Source organism: Luteimonas sp. A611 (assembly GCF_054072715.1).
On the sequence record NZ_JBSVRP010000001.1, the window covers coordinates 447,740 to 463,440 of the forward strand.

Sequence of the window (15,701 nt, forward strand, 5' to 3'; positions counted from 1 at the left end):
GCTACGCCGGTCACATCAAGGGGAATGCACATGGATCCGCATCGCTGGCGCCTGGATGGGCAGCTTGCGCTGGTGACCGGCGGCAGCGCCGGCATCGGTCGCGCGATCGCGCGCGAACTGCTGGGCTTCGGCGCGACCGTGCTGATCGTCGCGCGCAACGGCGATGCGCTGGAGGCCGCGCGCGACGAACTGGCCGAGGAGCGTCCCGACGGCGACATCCGCGCCTTCATCGGCGACGTCGTCGACGAGGAACAGCGGCGCGAGGTGCTGGACTGGGTCGAGGACCAGGGCGATGGCCTCAACATCCTGGTCAACAACGCCGGTGGCAACCTCACCCGCGCCGCCAACGACTACACCGAGGACCAGTGGCGCGAGATCTTCGAGGTCAACGTGTTCAGCGCCTTCGAACTCTCGCGCTACGCGCATCCGCTGCTCACCCGGCACGCGGTCTCGTCCATCGTCAACGTGGGCAGTGTGTCGGGGCTGACCCATGTGCGCAGCGGCGCGCCCTACGGCATGAGCAAGGCGGCGATGCACCAGATGACGCGCAACCTCGCGGTCGAATGGGCCGAGGACGGTGTGCGCGTGAACGCGGTGGCGCCGTGGTACATCCGCACGCGCCGCACCTCCGACAAGCTGTCCGATCCCGACTACCTGGACGAGGTGCTGCTGCGCACGCCGATGGGACGCATAGGCGAGCCCGAGGAGGTGGCCGCCGCGGTCGCGTTCCTGTGCCTGCCAGCGGCCGCCTACATCACCGGTGAATGCATCGCCGTGGACGGGGGCTTCCTGCGGCATGGGTTCTGACATCGCGCCTGCGGGCGCAACGCGCAGCGATGCACCCTGGCTGGTGCGCTCGACCTCGCCGCTGCACTGCGTGCTGGCCTTTGCCGCCGGTGCGGTGCTGCAGACCACGATGGGCCTGCCGGTGCCGCAGGGCGCGCTGCGCGATGGGCTGGAAGTGGCGGGCACGTTGCTGGCCAATGGCGGGCTGCTGCTGGTGCTGTGGAGCTTCGCGCTGTTCGCACGCCGACGCACCACGATCATGCCGGGCGGCGCGCCCAGCGGCCTGGTGCGGGCCGGTCCGTTCCGGCGCACGCGCAACCCGGTCTACATCGGCCTGCTGGCCAGCTATGTCGGCCTGGCGCTGATGTACGACCTGCACTGGGCGCTGGCGACGTTGCCGCTGCCGCTGTGGGTCCTGAGACGCGCGATCATTCCATGGGAAGAGGCGGCGCTGCATTCGCGGTTCGGCCGCGACTACCTCGACTACCGTGAGGCGGTGCCGCGCTGGCTGTAGCGCGCGTCGTGGCGTGGAAGGGCCGAGCCCCGCAGATCAGGGCGGCAGGGCGCAGCTGGAATCGGTGAGGATGCGGGTGACCCGCGCGAAGTCTTCCTGCAGGCGCGGCTTGTCCTGCCCGCGGGCGTGACGCCAGGAGGACTCGATCTCGCGCTGGCGGCGCTTCCACGCGCCGCACTCGGCCTTCTGGCCGACGCGGGCGCACACGTCGTAGCGGTTCTCGCAGGCCTCGCCCACGCCGCCGGTGTCCAGGCGCACGCAGCGCGGGCCGGGCGAGTGATCCTCGCTGACGTAGCTGTCGTTGTCCCAGCTCTCGCACTGGTAGATCGGTGGAGGAGGCAGGCGGGCGTCCTCGGCAATCCGCGCGGGGCGCGGCAGGTCGGGGCGCGGTGGCCCGGTGATCGGCTCGTCCTGCGGCCCGGCAACCTGCTCGAAGTCCGACAGCGGCGGGGGCGCCCAGGCCGGCGGCTCCTCGGCGACCACGAGGGCGGCGGGCGGCGGCGCGGGACGGGTCGGCAGGGCTTCGACCTTGCGGATCTCCTGCGTGCTCCCGGCCGGGCAGGGCGTGCCGTTCTGGATCGTGACTTCACCGGCGGCGGCGGTGCAGCGGTAGATGGTGCTGGCGTCCTGAGCGGGCGCGATCGACGCGCACAGCAGCAGGACCGCGACCAGGCAGGCGGACCGGCGCATCAGTGGTACGCGCAGTCGGCGGCGAGCCGTGCGTTGATGCCGCGTTCCTCGACGCGCAGCGTGTCGCGCTCGCGCTCCTGGGCGTTGAAGAAGCGCTGCCGGATCTGCCCGCGACGATCGACCAGGCGCGAGCACACCTCGCCCTGGGGCAGGGCATGGCAGGTGTCGCGCACCCAGGTACCCGCCCCGCCGAAGCCGCCGTAGCCGCCGTCGCCGGGACGGTGCGGGTGCCCGGGCCGGCCCGGACGTGGGTTGCCGGGAGGAGGTGGATCGGGCCTGGGCGTCGGCGCGCCCACCCGACCGCCAAGCGGCCGATTGGCGTAGTAGTCGCCCAATGCACTGCTGCCGGCGCGGGGCGTCGGGTCGCCCGGACGCCAGTCGCTGCGGTATCCCAGCGTCCACAGCGGCACCCAGCGCGGATTGCCTTCGCCGGTTTCGCTGGTATAGCGCTCACCGTCGGGGGTCACGCATTCGTACATCGGCTGCGGCGTGCGGGCGGTCACTGCCAGCGCTGGCGGAGGTGGCGGTGGCGCAGTCCTCGGCGACGCCCGGTTCAGCGGCTCGCCATCGGTGGGCCGCTGCATCTCCAGCGTCTGCCCGGTGCTGCCGTCGGCGCAGGGCACGTCGCCCAGGGTCACGTGGCCGCGAGTGTCGACGCAGCGGTGGACCATGACCGGATCGGCCCCGCGGGCGGGTCCCGCAACTGCGAACAGCACGCACAGCAGACAGCAGGACAGGAGCGGGCGCATGCGGCCATCTTGCAGCTGCGTGGCGGCCCGTGCAAACGCGGCGCCGGTGCGTGCGTCAGCGGCGATTCAATCCGCCGCTCAGGCCGCGTCGAGCGCGGCGGCGGGCTGTGCCTGGCTGCGCAGCAGGCCTGCGATGGCCGCCGCAGCGTCGCGGCCTTCCTTCACCGCGGTCACCACCAGGTCGGCGCCGCGCACGCAGTCGCCGCCCGCGAACAGGCGCGGATGCGAGGTCTGGTAGGGCAGGCGGTCGTCGCCGCCGACGATGAGGCGGCCGTTCTCGCGCGCCTTCACCCCCAGCGACGCCAGCCATTCCGGCGGCCGCGGCGAGAAACCGAAGGCGATGATCACCACGTCCGCGTCCAGCAGCGACTCGCTGCCGGCAATGGCGACCGCATTGCGGCGGCCATTGGCATCGGGCTCGCCCAGCCGGGTCTCGACCACGCGCACGCCGTCGAGGCGCTGGCCGTCCGCGCTCTCGACCGCCAGCGGCTGGCGATTGAACAGGAAGCGCACGCCTTCCTCGCGCGCGTTGGCCACCTCGCGCGCCGAGCCGGGCATGTTGGCCTCGTCGCGGCGGTAGGCGCAGGTGACGCTGGCCGCGCCCAGGCGGATCGCCGAACGCACGCAATCCATGCCGGTGTCGCCGCCGCCAAGCACGACCACGCGCTTGCCGGACAGATCGGGCAGCGCCAGGCTGTCCTCCCAGCCGGCGATCGGCCGGCCCTGCGGCTCGCGGCCGGTGACGATGCGCCCGTGCTGCACCAGGAACGGCAGCGCCGGCAGCACGCCGGGCAGGTCCTGTCCGGGCAGGCCGCCGTCGGTATAGCGGTAGGCGCCCAGGCCGAGGAACACCGCGTCGTACTCCGACAGCAGCGTGCCGATGGCCACGTCGCGGCCCACCTCCACGCCCAGCCTGAAGCGCACGCCCATCTCCTCCAGCACGTCGCGGCGCGTGGCGATCACCGACTTGTCGAGCTTGAAGCTGGGGATGCCGAACTGCATCAGCCCGCCGATCTGCTCATAGCGGTCGAACACGGTCGCGGCGATGCCGGCGCGCGCGAGCCGGTCGGCGCAGGCCAGGCCGGCGGGACCCGCGCCGATCACCGCCACGCGATTGCCGGTGGCGACCACCTTGGACAGGTCCGGTCGCCAGCCCTGCTCGAAGGCGGTGTCGACGATGTACTTCTCGACCGCGCCGATCGTCACCGCGCCGAAGCCGGCGTTGAGGGTGCACGCGCCTTCGCACAGCCGGTCCTGCGGGCACACGCGTCCGCACATCTCGGGCAGCGGATTGGTCTCGTGGCACAGCGCGGCCGCCTCCAGGATGCGGCCTTCCTCCACCAGCGCCAGCCAGTTGGGGATGTAGTTGTGCACCGGGCACTTGACCTCGCAGTACGGGTTGCCGCAGTCCAGGCAGCGGCCGGCCTGGTGCACCGCCTCGGCCTGGCCGAAGCGGCCGTAGAGTTCGTTCCAGTCGCCGTCGGTGCGCAGTTGCAGCGGCACCTTGCGCGGCATGTCGCGCGGAACATCAAGGAACTGGAAAACCTGCTTCTTGCTCATGGTGGGGCCGTGATTCGTGGATTCGTGACGGGTGGTCGGAAACAGCGCGTGCGAAACCGCCGCACGCGGGAGGCGTGCCGGCGACGTGCCGGGTCGCCATGCCCTTGCTGGTTCCAAACACCCACAACGAATCACGAATCACGATTTCCATCACGCCGCCCTGCGCAACTCGTGCGCCAGCGCCTCGAGGCTTGCTGCCTTGGGCTTGACCAGCCAGAACTTGCCGACGAAGTCGCGGAACTCGTCGAGGATGCGCGCGCTCCAGGCGCTGCCGGTGAGGCTTGCATGCTCCTGCACCAGCTCGGTCAGGTGCTGGCGGTAGTTGTCGAAGCTCTCGGGCGAGATGCGCACGATGTCGATCAGCTCATGGTTGTAGCGGTCGACGAAATCGCGGTCCAGGTCGAGCACATAGGCCAGGCCGCCGGTGAGGCCGGCGCCGAAGTTCAGGCCGGTGCGGCCCAGCACGACCACCGTGCCGCCGGTCATGTACTCGCAGCAGTGGTCGCCCGCGCCCTCGACCACCGCCACCGCGCCGGAGTTGCGCACCGCGAAGCGTTCGCCGGCGCGTCCGGCCGCGTACAGCTCGCCGCCGGTGGCACCGTACAGGCAGGTGTTGCCCAGGATCGGCGTATGCCGAGACTCGAATGCGCTGCCACGCGGCGGCGAGAGCACGATGCGGCCGCCGGCCATGCCCTTGCCGACGTAGTCGTTGGCTTCGCCCTCCAGCTGCAGGCGCAGGCCGCCGGCGTTGAACGCGCCGAAGCTCTGTCCGGCACTGCCGGTCAGGCGCAGCGTGAGCGGACGCGCCGCCATGCCGGCGTTGCCATGGTGGCGTGCGATCAGCCCCGACAGGCGCGTGCCGATGCTGCGGTCGGTGTTGCGGATGGTGTCGACGTGTTCGCCGCCCTCGGCGCGCTCGATCACGCCCGACAGCGCCGCGTCCAGGCGCGCGGCCAGTCCGTCCGGCGGCGCCTGCAGTGCGGGCGCGCCGCAGTACGCGGCCGGCTGCGCGGCATCGCGCGCCAGCATCCGCGACAGGTCGATGTCGACGTCCTCGCGCGTATGCCGCAGGTGCTGCTCGAGCAGGTCGGTGCGACCGACGATCTCGTCCAGCGAACGCGCGCCCAGCGCCGCCAGCAGTTCGCGCACGTCCTGGGCGACGTTGCGGAAGAAGTTCTCGACGCGCTCCGGCAGGCCCGTGAAGTGGGCCGAGCGCAGGCGCTCGTCCTGGGTGGCGATGCCGGTGGCACAGTTGTTGAGGTGGCAGATGCGCAGGTACTTGCAGCCCAGCGCGATCATCGGCGCGGTGCCGAAGCCGAAGCTGTCGGCGCCCAGCATCGCCGCCTTGACCACGTCCAGCCCGGTCTTGAGTCCGCCGTCGGTCTGCAGCAGCACGCGCTCACGCAGCTCGTTGGCCTGCAGCGCCTGGCGCGCCTCCGACAGGCCCAGCTCCCAGGGCGCGCCGGCATAGCGGATCGAACCGAGCGGGCTGGCACCGGTGCCGCCGTCGTGGCCGGAGATGGTGATCAGGTCGGCGCCGGCCTTGACCACGCCCGCCGCGATGGTGCCCACGCCGGCGTGCGAGACCAGCTTCACCGAGATCAGCGCGGTCGGATTGACCTGGCGCAGGTCGAAGATCAGCTGCGCCAGATCCTCGATCGAATAGATGTCGTGGTGCGGCGGCGGCGAGATCAGGCCGATGCCGGGCCGCGCATAGCGCAGCCGCGCGATCAGCGGATTGACCTTGCTGCCCGGCAGCTGTCCGCCTTCGCCGGGCTTGGCGCCCTGCGCGACCTTGATCTGCAGCACCTCGGCGTTGATCAGGTATTCGGGCGTGACGCCGAAGCGACCGGAGGCGATCTGCTTGATCTTGCTGCGCTTGTCCGTGCCGTGGCGGGCGGGATCCTCGCCGCCCTCGCCGGAGTTGCTGCGCCCGCCGAGCCGGTTCATGGCGATCGCCAGCGCCTCGTGCGCCTCGGGCGACAGCGCGCCCAGGCTCATCGCCGCGGAGTCGAAGCGCTTCAGGATCGAGGCGATGGATTCAACCTCGTCCAGCGGCACCGGCGTGCCCAGCGCGCGCGGGCGCAGCAGGTCGCGCAGCGCCGCGGGCGGGCGCTTGTCGACGTGGTCGGCGTAGGCCTTCCAGTCCTCGCGGGTGCCGGTGAGCACCGCGCGCTGCAGGGTCTGGACTACGTCGGGGTTGTACTGGTGGTACTCGCCGCCATGCACGTAGCGCATCAGGCCGCCCGGCTCGGGCAGCGCGTTGTCGTCCCAGCCGTGCTGCGCGAGCGCCCATGCGTCGGCTTCCAGCCGGGCGAAGCCGGCGCCGCTGATGCGCGAGGGCGTGCCTTCGAAACACAGCGCCACGACCGCCTCATCCAGACCGACGATCTCGAACAGCTGCGCGCCGCGGTAGCTGGCGATGCTGCCGATGCCCATCTTCGACAGGATCTTGAGCAGGCCCTTCTTGATGCCGCGGCGGTAGCTGCGGCCGAACTGGGTCGGCTCGTTGCTGGTCTTGCCGCCAAGCAGGCCGCGGCGCGCGAGGGCGGCCAGGGTCTGGTAGGCGAGATAGGGATAGACCGCGGTCGCGCCGAACCCGATCAGGCAGGCGAAGTGGTGCGGGTCGCGCGCGGTGCCGGTTTCGACGATCAGGTTGGTGTCGCAGCGCAGTCCCTGCCGCACCAGGTGCAGGTGCACTGCGCCGGTGGCCAGCAGCGCGTGCACCGCCGCATGGCCATGGCGCGGACGGCGATCGCTGAGGATCAGCAGTTCCACGCCCGCGCGCACCGCGGCCTCGGCCTCGGCGCAGATCCGCGCGAGCGCCGCGCGCAGGCCGCTGCGCCGGTCGAAGTACAGATCGACATAGCGATGCCGCGACTCGAACCGCGGCAGCGCCAGCAGCTGGTGCAGCTTGCGCTGCGACAGCACCGGCGAGTTGAGCATGACGTGGTCGACGTTCCCGGCCTGGTCGAGGAACAGGTTGCCCTCGCGCCCGATCTGGGTGGCGAGCGTCATCACGCAGGCCTCGCGCAGCGGATCGATCGGTGGATTGGTGACCTGGGCGAAAGCCTGGCGGAAGCAGTCGTACAGCGGCCGCACGCGCTGGCTGATCGCCGCCATCGGCACGTCGTCGCCCATCGAGCCGATGCCCTCCTGCTCGGTCTCGGCCAGCGGCCGCAGCACCGCCTCCTGCTCCTCGCGCGAAAGCTGGAACAACTTCTGGAACGCCAGCAGCATCTCCGGCGTGAACGGTGCATCGGTCAGCGCCGGATCGATCAGCTCGGTGTGCAGCCAGCTCATCCCGCGCTTGAGCCACTGCTTGTAGGGCGCGCGCGTGCGGTTGAGGTCGTCGATCGCATCGCTGTCGAGCAGGCGGCCGGCTTCGAGGTCGACCGCGATCATCTCGCCGGGACCGAGCTTGCCCTTGGCCTGCACCTGCTCGGGCGGCAGGTCCCACACGCCAGCTTCGGAGGCGATCAGGAACACACCATCGCGCGAGAGCGTCCAGCGCGCAGGTCGCAGGCCGTTGCGGTCGAGCGTGCAGGCGGCGAAGCGGCCGTCGCACATCACCACGCCGGCGGGGCCGTCCCAGGGTTCGGAATTGATCGAGTAGTACTCGTAGAACGCGGACAGGTCGGCGTCCTTGTACTCCAGCGACTGCGTCGCCGGCGGAATCAGGATGCGCATCGCCTGCGGCAGGTCCATGCCGCCGAGCAGCAGCCATTCGAGCATGTTGTCGAGCGACTGCGAGTCCGAGCCGTGCAGGGTCACGGTCGATTCGAATTCCGACACGTCCAGCAGCGGCGAGCGCCATACGTGCTTGCGCGCCTGCGCCCAGCGCCGGTTGCCCTCGATGCTGTTGATCTCGCCGTTGTGGGCGAGCCTGCGGAAGGGATGCGCCAGCGGCCAACGCGGCAGGGTGTTGGTGGAAAAGCGCTGGTGGAACACGACTGCGCGCGCGGCCAGTTGCGGGTGCGACAGGTCCGGGAACAACTGGCGCAGGTGGCTGGGCAGGACCATGCCCTTGTAGCCGAGCAGCCGCGGCGACAGCCCGACCACGTAGAAATCGGGCTGCGCCGCCAGCGCTTCCTCGCTGCGCCGGCGCGCGAGGTACAGCGCGCGTTCGAGTTTGGCGGTGTCGGGTTCGTCGGTCTCGACGAAGACCTGCTCGATGCGCGGCACGGTGGCGCGCGCCAGCTTGCCGCAGGCGGCCAGGTCGATCGGCACCTCGCGCCAGCCGGCCACGCGCACGCCTTCGCGCTGCAGCTGCGCGGCCAGCGTGTCGCGGCATTGCGCGGCGTCGCCATCGTCGTGCGGCAGGAACACCATGCCGGCGGCAACGGCCCCCTCGTGCAGCGGAAAACCGGATTCGCGCGCCAGCGTGCGGACGAAGGATTCCGCGCCGTGGATCAGCACGCCGCAGCCATCGCCCGACAGGCCGTCGGCGGCCACGCCGCCGCGGTGCGCCATGCGCGACAGCGCTTCGAGCGCGATGTCGACGATGGCGCGCTCGGGCTCGCCCTGGATCTTCGCGATCAGGCCGAAACCACAGCTGTCGTGTTCGCTTGCGGGGTCGTGGAGGCCCCGATCCGGGTGTGCCCGCATCGTCATGTCGTCGTGGTGGTGGTCGGGTGGCGTGGGCATCGGAGCCGGGGACCCAGGGCGCGATTACCCGACGGCGCTTCCACGAGACCCGAATAAAACACAATTTGTGCGACGCGGCAATTGCCCCGGTTCGAACTGGTTTCCGATGCAACGGGGCGCTGAAAAAAACCCTTGTTTTTCAGCGGATCACGCGACCGCTGCGGGCGTCCCGGATCGGGGTGGCCTGCGCCAGCCCTGAGGTTTCTCCGGCAACAATCACCTCCACTCCGGCGCGGACATCCGCCGCGAGTTCTTCGTGCGTGCGCGGTGCGGGCAGGCCGCCGATGTTGGCGCTGGTCGACACCAGCGCGCCGCCGTATCCGCTGCACAGCGCGGCGACGACCGGATGCGCGCTCACGCGCACGGCGACGCCCTGGTGGGCGCCGGTGATCCAGCGCGGCACGCGCGCGGTGACCGGCACGATCCAGGTATGCGGGCCAGGCCAGGAGGCAATGACCTCGTCGCGCGTGGCAGGCTCCAGGCGGTCCCAGTCGACAAGGTCATCGAACTGCGCGGTCGATGCGGCGACCAGGATCAGGCCCTTGTCCACCGACCGCTGCTTGAGCGCCAGCAGGCGCAGCACCGCCGCCTCGTCGAAGGGATCGCAGCCCAGGCCCCACACGCCCTCGGTGGGATAGGCGATCAGGCCGCTGCCACGCAGGGCGGCGACGGCTTCGGCGATCCGGGGCGAGGCAGGCATGGCGCCAGCTTAGGGACTGGCGCGGTGGATGTCAGTGGGCGGCGCGACGGCCCCGCAGGCGGGGGGCGTGATGCAACGGTCGCGGCTGAAGCCGCTCCTGCAGAAAAGCGCGACGCACGGCACTCCCGTAGGAGCGGCTTCAGCCGCGATTGCCGTCCCCCAACGCGCCTAGAACGGCGCGTCCTCGCTCTTCTTGATCACGCGCTTGCGGCCCGGCTCGAACTTCGCCGCCGTGATCAGCGGCCGCGCTGGCTCGAATTCGCTCGACAGCGGGTGCAAGGCCTTCGCCGCCTTCTTTGTCGTCGCCTTCTTCGCGGTCTTCTTCGCAGCGCTCTTGGCGGGCGCCTTCCTGGCCGGCACCTTCTTCGCGGCCGCCTTCTTGGCGACCGCCTTCTTGGCCCCGAAGCCGCGCCGCGCAGGCTTGCCGGTTTCCTCGAGCAACCGGACCACTTCCTCCAGCGTGAGCGAGGCCGGCTCACGATCCTTCGGGATCTTGCCGTTGAGGCGGCCGTCGCTGATGTAGGGGCCGAAGCGGCCGTTGAGCACCTGGATGTCGCTGCCGTCGAACTGCTTGATCACGCGGTTGCGCGCGATCTCTTCCTTCTCGTCGATCAGGAACACCGCGCGCGCCAGGTCGATCTTGTAGGGGTCGTCTTCCTTGGTCAGCGAGGCGTAGACGCTGCCGCGCTTGGCGAAGGGGCCGAAGCGGCCGATACCCACGCTCACGTCCTCGTCCTTGTTCTGGCCCAGCACGCGCGGCAGCTGGAACAGCTCCAGCGCTTCCTCAAGGCTGATCGAATAGATGCTCTGACCCGGCCGCAACGAGGCGAAACGCGGTTTGTCCTCGTCCTCGACCTTGCCGATCTGCACCAGCGGGCCGAACTTGCCGATGCGCGCGCTCAGCTGGCGCCCGCTCGCCGGGTCTTCGCCCAGCACGCGGATGCTGCCCGAATCGGCCTTGTCCAGCGTGGCCTTCTTGTCGTCCACCTGCTCCTTGAACGGGCCCCAGAAGCGCTCCATCAGCGGCACCCACGCCTCCTCGCCGCGGCTGACCGCATCGAGCTCGTCCTCGAGGTTGGCGGTGAAGTCGTAGTCGACGTACTTGGCGAAGTGGTTGCTCAGGAACTTGCTGACCGCGCGGCCCACGTCGGTGGGCTTGAACGCGCGCCCTTCCAGCAGCGCGTACTGCTTGCCGGTGAGGGTCTGGATGATCGAGGCGTAGGTGGAGGGACGGCCGATGCCGTACTCCTCCAGCGTCTTGACCAGCGAGGCCTCGGTGAAGCGCGGCGGCGGCTGGGTGAAGTGCTGGTCGGTGTGGACGCGGTCGAGCGGGATGCGGTCGCCGAGCTTCATCGCCGGCAGCTTGCGGCCCTCGTCCTCGTCTTCCTTGCCCTTGCTGTCCTTGCCTTCCTCGTACACGGCCAGGAAGCCGGACACGACCACGGTGGTGCCTGACGCGCGGAAGCCATGCTCGGCGCCGGCGGCGAGGTCGATGGTCACGGTATTGAGCGTGGCCGGGATCATCTGCGAGGCGACCGCGCGCTTCCACACCAGTTCGTAGAGGCGACGCTCGTCGTCGCTGAGGAAGTGCCCTACCTGCGAAGGCGTGCGCAGCGCCGAGGTCGGACGCACCGCCTCATGCGCTTCCTGCGCGTTCTTGGACTTGGTCTGGTAGACGTTGGGCTTGTCCGGCACCGAGGCCGTGCCGAAGTCGCGCGCGATCACGTCGCGGATCTCGCCCAGCGCATCCTGCGACAGGTTCACCGAGTCGGTACGCATGTAGCTGATCAGGCCAACCGTGCCTTCCTCGCCGATCGCCACGCCCTCGTACAGCTTCTGCGCCACCTGCATGGTCCGGCGCGTGGTGAAGCCGAGCTTGCGCGCCGCCTCCTGCTGCAGGGTCGAGGTGGTGAACGGCGGCGACGGCCGGCGCTTGCGCTCCTTGCTGGCCACGTCGGTGACGTGCAGCGCCCCATGCGCGGCAGTGGCGATGCGGCTGCGCGCGTCCTCGGCGGTCTCGCCGTCGGTGATGGTGAACTGTTCGAACTTCTGGCCGTCGAGCTTGATCAGCCTGGCGCTGAAGGCCTGGGAGGGATGCGCGCACTCGGCCTCGATGGTCCAGTACTCGCGCGCCTTGAACGCCTCGATTTCCTCCTCGCGCTCGACGATCATGCGCAGCGCCGGCGACTGCACGCGCCCAGCCGACAAGCCGGCCTTGATCTTGCGCCACAGCACCGGCGAGAGGTTGAAGCCGACCAGGTAGTCGAGCGCGCGCCGCGCCTGCTGGGCGTCGACCAGCTCGGCGGCGATGGGGCGCGGCTGGCTCATCGCTTCCTTGATCGCGCGCGGCGTGATCTCGGTGAACACCACGCGCTGCAGGGCCTTGCCCTCGAGCAGGCCGCGTTCGCGCAGGATCTCGGCGATGTGCCAGCTGATCGCCTCGCCCTCGCGGTCCGGGTCGGTCGCCAGCCAGATGCCCTCGACGCCGCGCGCCGCCTTGGCGATCGCCTCGACGTGCTTCTCGTTGCGCTCGATCAGCTCGTAGCGCATGCGGAAGCCGTCGTCGGGGTCGACCGCGCCCTCCTTGGGCACCAGGTCGCGGACGTGGCCGTACGAGGCAAGGACCTGGAAGTCCTTGCCGAGGTACTTGTTGATCGTCTTGGCCTTGGCCGGCGATTCGACGATGAGCAGGTGCTTGGGCATTTTGGGGGAGGTTCCGGGCGGGCCTGTCGGCCGCGCCAAAATCGGGGATTCGAAGAACACGACGCCCGGGAGGTCCCGGGCGCAAGAAACTGCGCCATCCTGAGGACGGCGCTATTTATAGTGGAATCACGGCGCGCATGGTGGTGTCAAGCCACCCATCCGGCCGCGACCCCTGCCGCTCAGCCGGTCATGGCCGGAATTGCGATCGCGGCCACGATCCCGAGCAGGCCCAAGCCGAGCAGGCCAGCGCCGATCGCGATGACCACCCAGGTCACCACGCCCAGCTCCCGGCGCTGCAGGTCGGGGCGGTCGGTGAAGGCCCATTTGTCCACCACCAGGGTGTCGCAGACCATGTCGTGCAGCGCCTGGCGGCGCTGGCTCAGGCCGGTGGTCAAGGCGGAGACCAGGCCACCGATGCCCAAGCTGAACACGACGGTGCCCAGGTACGCCGCGTAACGGGCAAACGCGCGCAGGAAGCTGATCCGCTCGCCGTTGCCGCGACAGACCTTGATCCCGACCGCCATCTTGCCCAGCGAGGCCTGGCCGGTCGACGAATGCATCCAGGCGAAATAGAACAGCGGGATCAGAAGGCCGACGCCGTAGGAGAGCAGCAGCAGCCCCAGCGAGCTGCCGGCCCCGAACAGTTCCCCGCCCGCCAGGCCGGCCGCGCCGGCCGCCAACAGCAACGGGATCTGGATCGCCCACGACGCTACGGCGGTGACGAAGCCGTCGATCACCATCGCCGCGAAGCGCTTCAGGAAGCCGGCATGGACCACTTCGCCGCCAGCCACCACGCTCGTGCCGGCGGTGACCGTGGCGACTGGCGGGGCGTAAGGCGAAACCGGTTCTGCCGGCGCCGCCGGATGGGCCGGTGCGCTCGGGACCACGCTTGCGCCTGCGCTGACCGGGCCCGCGCCCAGCGGGAGCGGCGGCGCGCCGCCCTCGGCCCGGGCGAGCTCGGCGGCGAAGTCGCGCATCGGCCGCCAGTCGCTCATTCCCTCGCGCCAGACCAGCGTTTCCCAGCCCAGCTGGCCCTGCAGGCGCAGGCGCACCAGGCTGGTGTCGTCGACCGGGCCCTGGCTGGCATGCTCGGCGTCGGCGTAATACCACTTGGACATCGTGTTTTCCCCTGTTTATGTGTGGATCGGCGCCGCTCCCCGGCGGCGCCCGCCTCAGCCGCGGCAATCGGCGGGCAGGTATTTGTCTTCAGCGTCGGAGCTGCAGCGCCAGGCGCCGCTGGCGTCCAGTTCGAGCCACAGGTGCTTGCCGTGGATAGCGCCGCCCTTGTCGTCGCGCAGCCGGATCTCCAGCGCGCAGCCGACGCCGGTGCGACCGAAGCCGACGCCGTCGTGGGCGCTGCCGGCTGCGCCTGCGGCGCGGAATCCGAGGTCGGCATCGATCGGGCAGCGGCCATTGCGCGCCGCGAACTCGGCCACCTGCGCCTTGAGCGGAGCGGTTTCGGCCAGCGCCGCAGCGGCCACCGAGCGCGCAAGGTAGTCGTTGTAGGCCGGCAGCGCGATCGCGGCCATGATCGCGACCAGCGGGATCGCAAGCCCGCCCGCGACGAGCAGCGCGATCAGGCAGCCGCTCATGCCCTTGCGTGGCGGCGGGGGTGGGGCGTGCGGACGGCTGGGCGGCAGCGGCGGTGGGCCGGCACCCGGGGTGGTTTGGTTCATCAAGGGCTTCGGTGGTGCGTCAGTGCACCGGCTCGGGCTCGTCGGCGAACATCTGGGTTTCCATCCAGGCGTACGCCGCTTCCATGCCGGGCTGGTTGAACAGCACCATCAGCACCACCCACTTGAGGTCGTCCAGGTCCAGCTCGTCCTGGTCGAGCGCCATCGCGCGGTCCAGCACCAGTTCGCGCTGGCCGGCGTCGAGCACGCCGTGCTGCTCCAGGAACAGCAGGAAGCCGCGGCAGTCGACGTCGAGCTTGTCCAGCTCCGGGCCGAAATAGACCCGGACCGGGCCGTCCGCGCGCAGCACGCCGGCGTCGGGCCGCTGCTGGGCGAGCGCGTCGAGCCAGTCGAAGGCCTTGCTGATCTCCGCCGGACTGAAGCCGGCCTCGAGCAGGCCGGCCTGGAGGGAGTCGCGGTCGCGGATGAGATCCGCGTCCTCGCTGAAATAGTGTTCGAACAGATAGAGCAGGACGTCCAGGATGCTTTCTTTCATTTCCCCCCGGCCTGCGCCTGTAGGCGCGATATGTCAGGACTTTCGGGAATACCGGCCGTGCGCCTGCACAACACGGCCATCCAGCTCCATGAGCAGGAGCATGGACGACACTTCCGCGGTCGTCAATCCAGTGCGCTCCAGCAGTTCGTCCATAGGGCTTGGGTCATGGCACAGAGCCGACCACAAGCGCTGGTAGTCCGGATCCTCCGGCGCGGCACTCCCCGCGGACCCGTGCACGGCGTCCGCGGACACAGTGATGGGGGCCTGCAGGCGCTTGCGCAAGGCGTCGGCCAGCGATGCGGCCACCGCTACGAGTGCAGCGTTCACTTCGGCCGGGGTTTCGACCAGGACCGCGCCGTCACGCAGCAGCCGGTGGCAGCCGCGGGCCATCGGGTTGCGGATCGACCCGGGCAGGGCAAAGACCTCGCGCCCGGCCTCGGCGGCCAGGCGCGCGGTGATCAAGGCACCGGAGCGATGCGCGGCCTCGACCACCAGGGTGCCCAGGGACAGCCCGGCGATGATCCGGTTGCGGGCCGGGAAGTGCTCGCTGCGCGCCCCGGTGCCGGGCGGATGCTCGCTGACCACCGCGCCGCACGTCGCGATGGCCCGGTGCAGGCCGGCATTGGATCGCGGGTAGGGCACGTCGATGCCGCTGCCGAGCACCGCCACGGTGATGCCGTCGGCCTCCAGCGCAGCCTCGTGGGCGGCGGTGTCGATGCCGGCGGCGAGGCCGCTGCAGACCGCAAGGCCCGCGCGGACGAAGGCGCGGGAGAATTCGCGGGCGTGGTCGCGGCCACCGGCGGTCGGGGCGCGGGTGCCGACCACGGCAATCGCCGGGTGCCAGAGCAGGTCGGCGTCGCCAGCCACGAACAGGGCCAACGGCGGGCTGGAGATGCGGCGGAGCAGGGCGGGATAGTCGGGGTCGTGCCAGCCGATCAGGTGGTGGCGTGGGCCGGCCAGCCACTCGCACTGCCGGGGCGGGGGCGTGTGCCCGCTGTCCAGCGCGCGCACCTGCGCCTCGTCGAGTCCGGCCTCGCGCCAGGCGCGTGGGCCCGCGGCCAGCGCGGCGGCGGGCGTTGTGAATCGTTCCAGCAGCAGGCGGCGTGGCGCGCTGGCGCCGCCACACTCGATCAGGCGCAGCAGGGCAAGGTCGTCGGGCGTCATGGCGGCAGCGTGCCGCACA

The 15,701-nt window shown here is 70.6% G+C and carries 12 protein-coding genes; 2 read left to right on the forward strand and 10 right to left on the reverse strand.

Annotated elements, in window-relative coordinates:
• Positions 1-30 precede the first annotated feature (30 nt).
• Both ACW5EG_RS01920 and ACW5EG_RS01925 read left to right on the forward strand, forming a co-directional pair.
• The gene (locus ACW5EG_RS01920) at positions 31-807 is read left to right on the forward strand and encodes an SDR family oxidoreductase (protein ID WP_457017024.1); all 777 of its coding nucleotides are present in this window, start codon (positions 31-33) and stop codon (positions 805-807) included.
• Positions 797-1,300 carry a methyltransferase family protein gene (locus ACW5EG_RS01925; RefSeq protein WP_457017025.1) on the forward strand — a complete coding sequence of 168 codons (504 nt, stop codon included), beginning with the start codon at positions 797-799 and terminating at the stop codon, positions 1,298-1,300. The genes ACW5EG_RS01920 and ACW5EG_RS01925 overlap by 11 nt, the downstream gene beginning before the upstream one ends.
• 36 nt (positions 1,301-1,336) lie before the next feature.
• Here the strand turns inward: ACW5EG_RS01925 and ACW5EG_RS01930 are convergent, their stop codons facing one another.
• The 10 genes from ACW5EG_RS01930 to dprA all read right to left on the reverse strand — a co-directional run bounded on the left by ACW5EG_RS01930 (position 1,337) and on the right by dprA (position 15,682).
• Positions 1,337-1,990, reverse strand: a complete 654-nt coding sequence (locus ACW5EG_RS01930; RefSeq protein WP_457020701.1) for a DUF4124 domain-containing protein — start codon at positions 1,988-1,990, stop codon at positions 1,337-1,339.
• The gene (locus ACW5EG_RS01935; RefSeq protein ID WP_457020702.1) at positions 1,990-2,661 is read right to left on the reverse strand and encodes a DUF4124 domain-containing protein; all 672 of its coding nucleotides are present in this window, start codon (positions 2,659-2,661) and stop codon (positions 1,990-1,992) included. The genes ACW5EG_RS01930 and ACW5EG_RS01935 overlap by 1 nt, the downstream gene beginning before the upstream one ends.
• 156 nt (positions 2,662-2,817) lie before the next feature.
• Positions 2,818-4,299: an FAD-dependent oxidoreductase gene (locus ACW5EG_RS01940; RefSeq protein WP_457020703.1), complete on the reverse strand. Its 1,482-nt coding sequence runs from the start codon at positions 4,297-4,299 to the stop codon at positions 2,818-2,820.
• A gap of 150 nt (positions 4,300-4,449) precedes the next feature.
• Entirely contained in the window at positions 4,450-8,913 is a 4,464-nt protein-coding gene (gene gltB, locus ACW5EG_RS01945) for a glutamate synthase large subunit (RefSeq protein ID WP_457021386.1), read from the reverse strand.
• Positions 8,914-9,085: 172 nt separating this feature from the next.
• The gene (locus ACW5EG_RS01950) at positions 9,086-9,646 is read right to left on the reverse strand and encodes a Sua5/YciO/YrdC/YwlC family protein (RefSeq protein ID WP_457020704.1); all 561 of its coding nucleotides are present in this window, start codon (positions 9,644-9,646) and stop codon (positions 9,086-9,088) included.
• Positions 9,647-9,814: 168 nt separating this feature from the next.
• Positions 9,815-12,349: a DNA topoisomerase I gene (locus ACW5EG_RS01955; RefSeq protein ID WP_457020705.1), complete on the reverse strand. Its 2,535-nt coding sequence runs from the start codon at positions 12,347-12,349 to the stop codon at positions 9,815-9,817.
• Positions 12,350-12,528: 179 nt separating this feature from the next.
• Entirely contained in the window at positions 12,529-13,467 is a 939-nt protein-coding gene (locus ACW5EG_RS01960; RefSeq protein ID WP_457020706.1) for an RDD family protein, read from the reverse strand.
• A gap of 54 nt (positions 13,468-13,521) precedes the next feature.
• On the reverse strand, positions 13,522-14,025 hold the full coding sequence (locus ACW5EG_RS01965; protein WP_457020707.1) for a pilin: 504 nt from the start codon (positions 14,023-14,025) through the stop codon (positions 13,522-13,524).
• A gap of 19 nt (positions 14,026-14,044) precedes the next feature.
• The gene (locus ACW5EG_RS01970) at positions 14,045-14,518 is read right to left on the reverse strand and encodes a DUF494 family protein (protein WP_457017038.1); all 474 of its coding nucleotides are present in this window, start codon (positions 14,516-14,518) and stop codon (positions 14,045-14,047) included.
• A 33-nt stretch (positions 14,519-14,551) separates the two neighbouring features.
• Entirely contained in the window at positions 14,552-15,682 is a 1,131-nt protein-coding gene (gene dprA / locus ACW5EG_RS01975; RefSeq protein WP_457020708.1) for a DNA-processing protein DprA, read from the reverse strand.
• Positions 15,683-15,701 lie beyond the last annotated feature (19 nt).

Excerpts from the sequence above, each read along its gene's own strand:
- dprA (WP_457020708.1), bottom strand. The coding sequence starts at position 15,682 with ATGACGCCCGACGACCTTGCCCTGCTGCGCCTGATCGAGTGTGGCGGC.
- ACW5EG_RS01955 (WP_457020705.1), bottom strand. The coding sequence starts at position 12,349 with ATGCCCAAGCACCTGCTCATCGTCGAATCGCCGGCCAAGGCCAAGACG.
- ACW5EG_RS01960 (WP_457020706.1), bottom strand. The coding sequence starts at position 13,467 with ATGTCCAAGTGGTATTACGCCGACGCCGAGCATGCCAGCCAGGGCCCG.
- ACW5EG_RS01940 (WP_457020703.1), bottom strand. The coding sequence starts at position 4,299 with ATGAGCAAGAAGCAGGTTTTCCAGTTCCTTGATGTTCCGCGCGACATG.
- gltB (WP_457021386.1), bottom strand. The coding sequence starts at position 8,913 with ATGACGATGCGGGCACACCCGGATCGGGGCCTCCACGACCCCGCAAGC.
- ACW5EG_RS01925 (WP_457017025.1), top strand. The coding sequence starts at position 797 with ATGGGTTCTGACATCGCGCCTGCGGGCGCAACGCGCAGCGATGCACCC.
- ACW5EG_RS01970 (WP_457017038.1), bottom strand. The coding sequence starts at position 14,518 with ATGAAAGAAAGCATCCTGGACGTCCTGCTCTATCTGTTCGAACACTAT.
- ACW5EG_RS01965 (WP_457020707.1), bottom strand. The coding sequence starts at position 14,025 with ATGAACCAAACCACCCCGGGTGCCGGCCCACCGCCGCTGCCGCCCAGC.
- ACW5EG_RS01935 (WP_457020702.1), bottom strand. The coding sequence starts at position 2,661 with ATGGTCCACCGCTGCGTCGACACTCGCGGCCACGTGACCCTGGGCGAC.
- ACW5EG_RS01950 (WP_457020704.1), bottom strand. The coding sequence starts at position 9,646 with ATGCCTGCCTCGCCCCGGATCGCCGAAGCCGTCGCCGCCCTGCGTGGC.
- ACW5EG_RS01930 (WP_457020701.1), bottom strand. The coding sequence starts at position 1,990 with ATGCGCCGGTCCGCCTGCCTGGTCGCGGTCCTGCTGCTGTGCGCGTCG.
- ACW5EG_RS01920 (WP_457017024.1), top strand. The coding sequence starts at position 31 with ATGGATCCGCATCGCTGGCGCCTGGATGGGCAGCTTGCGCTGGTGACC.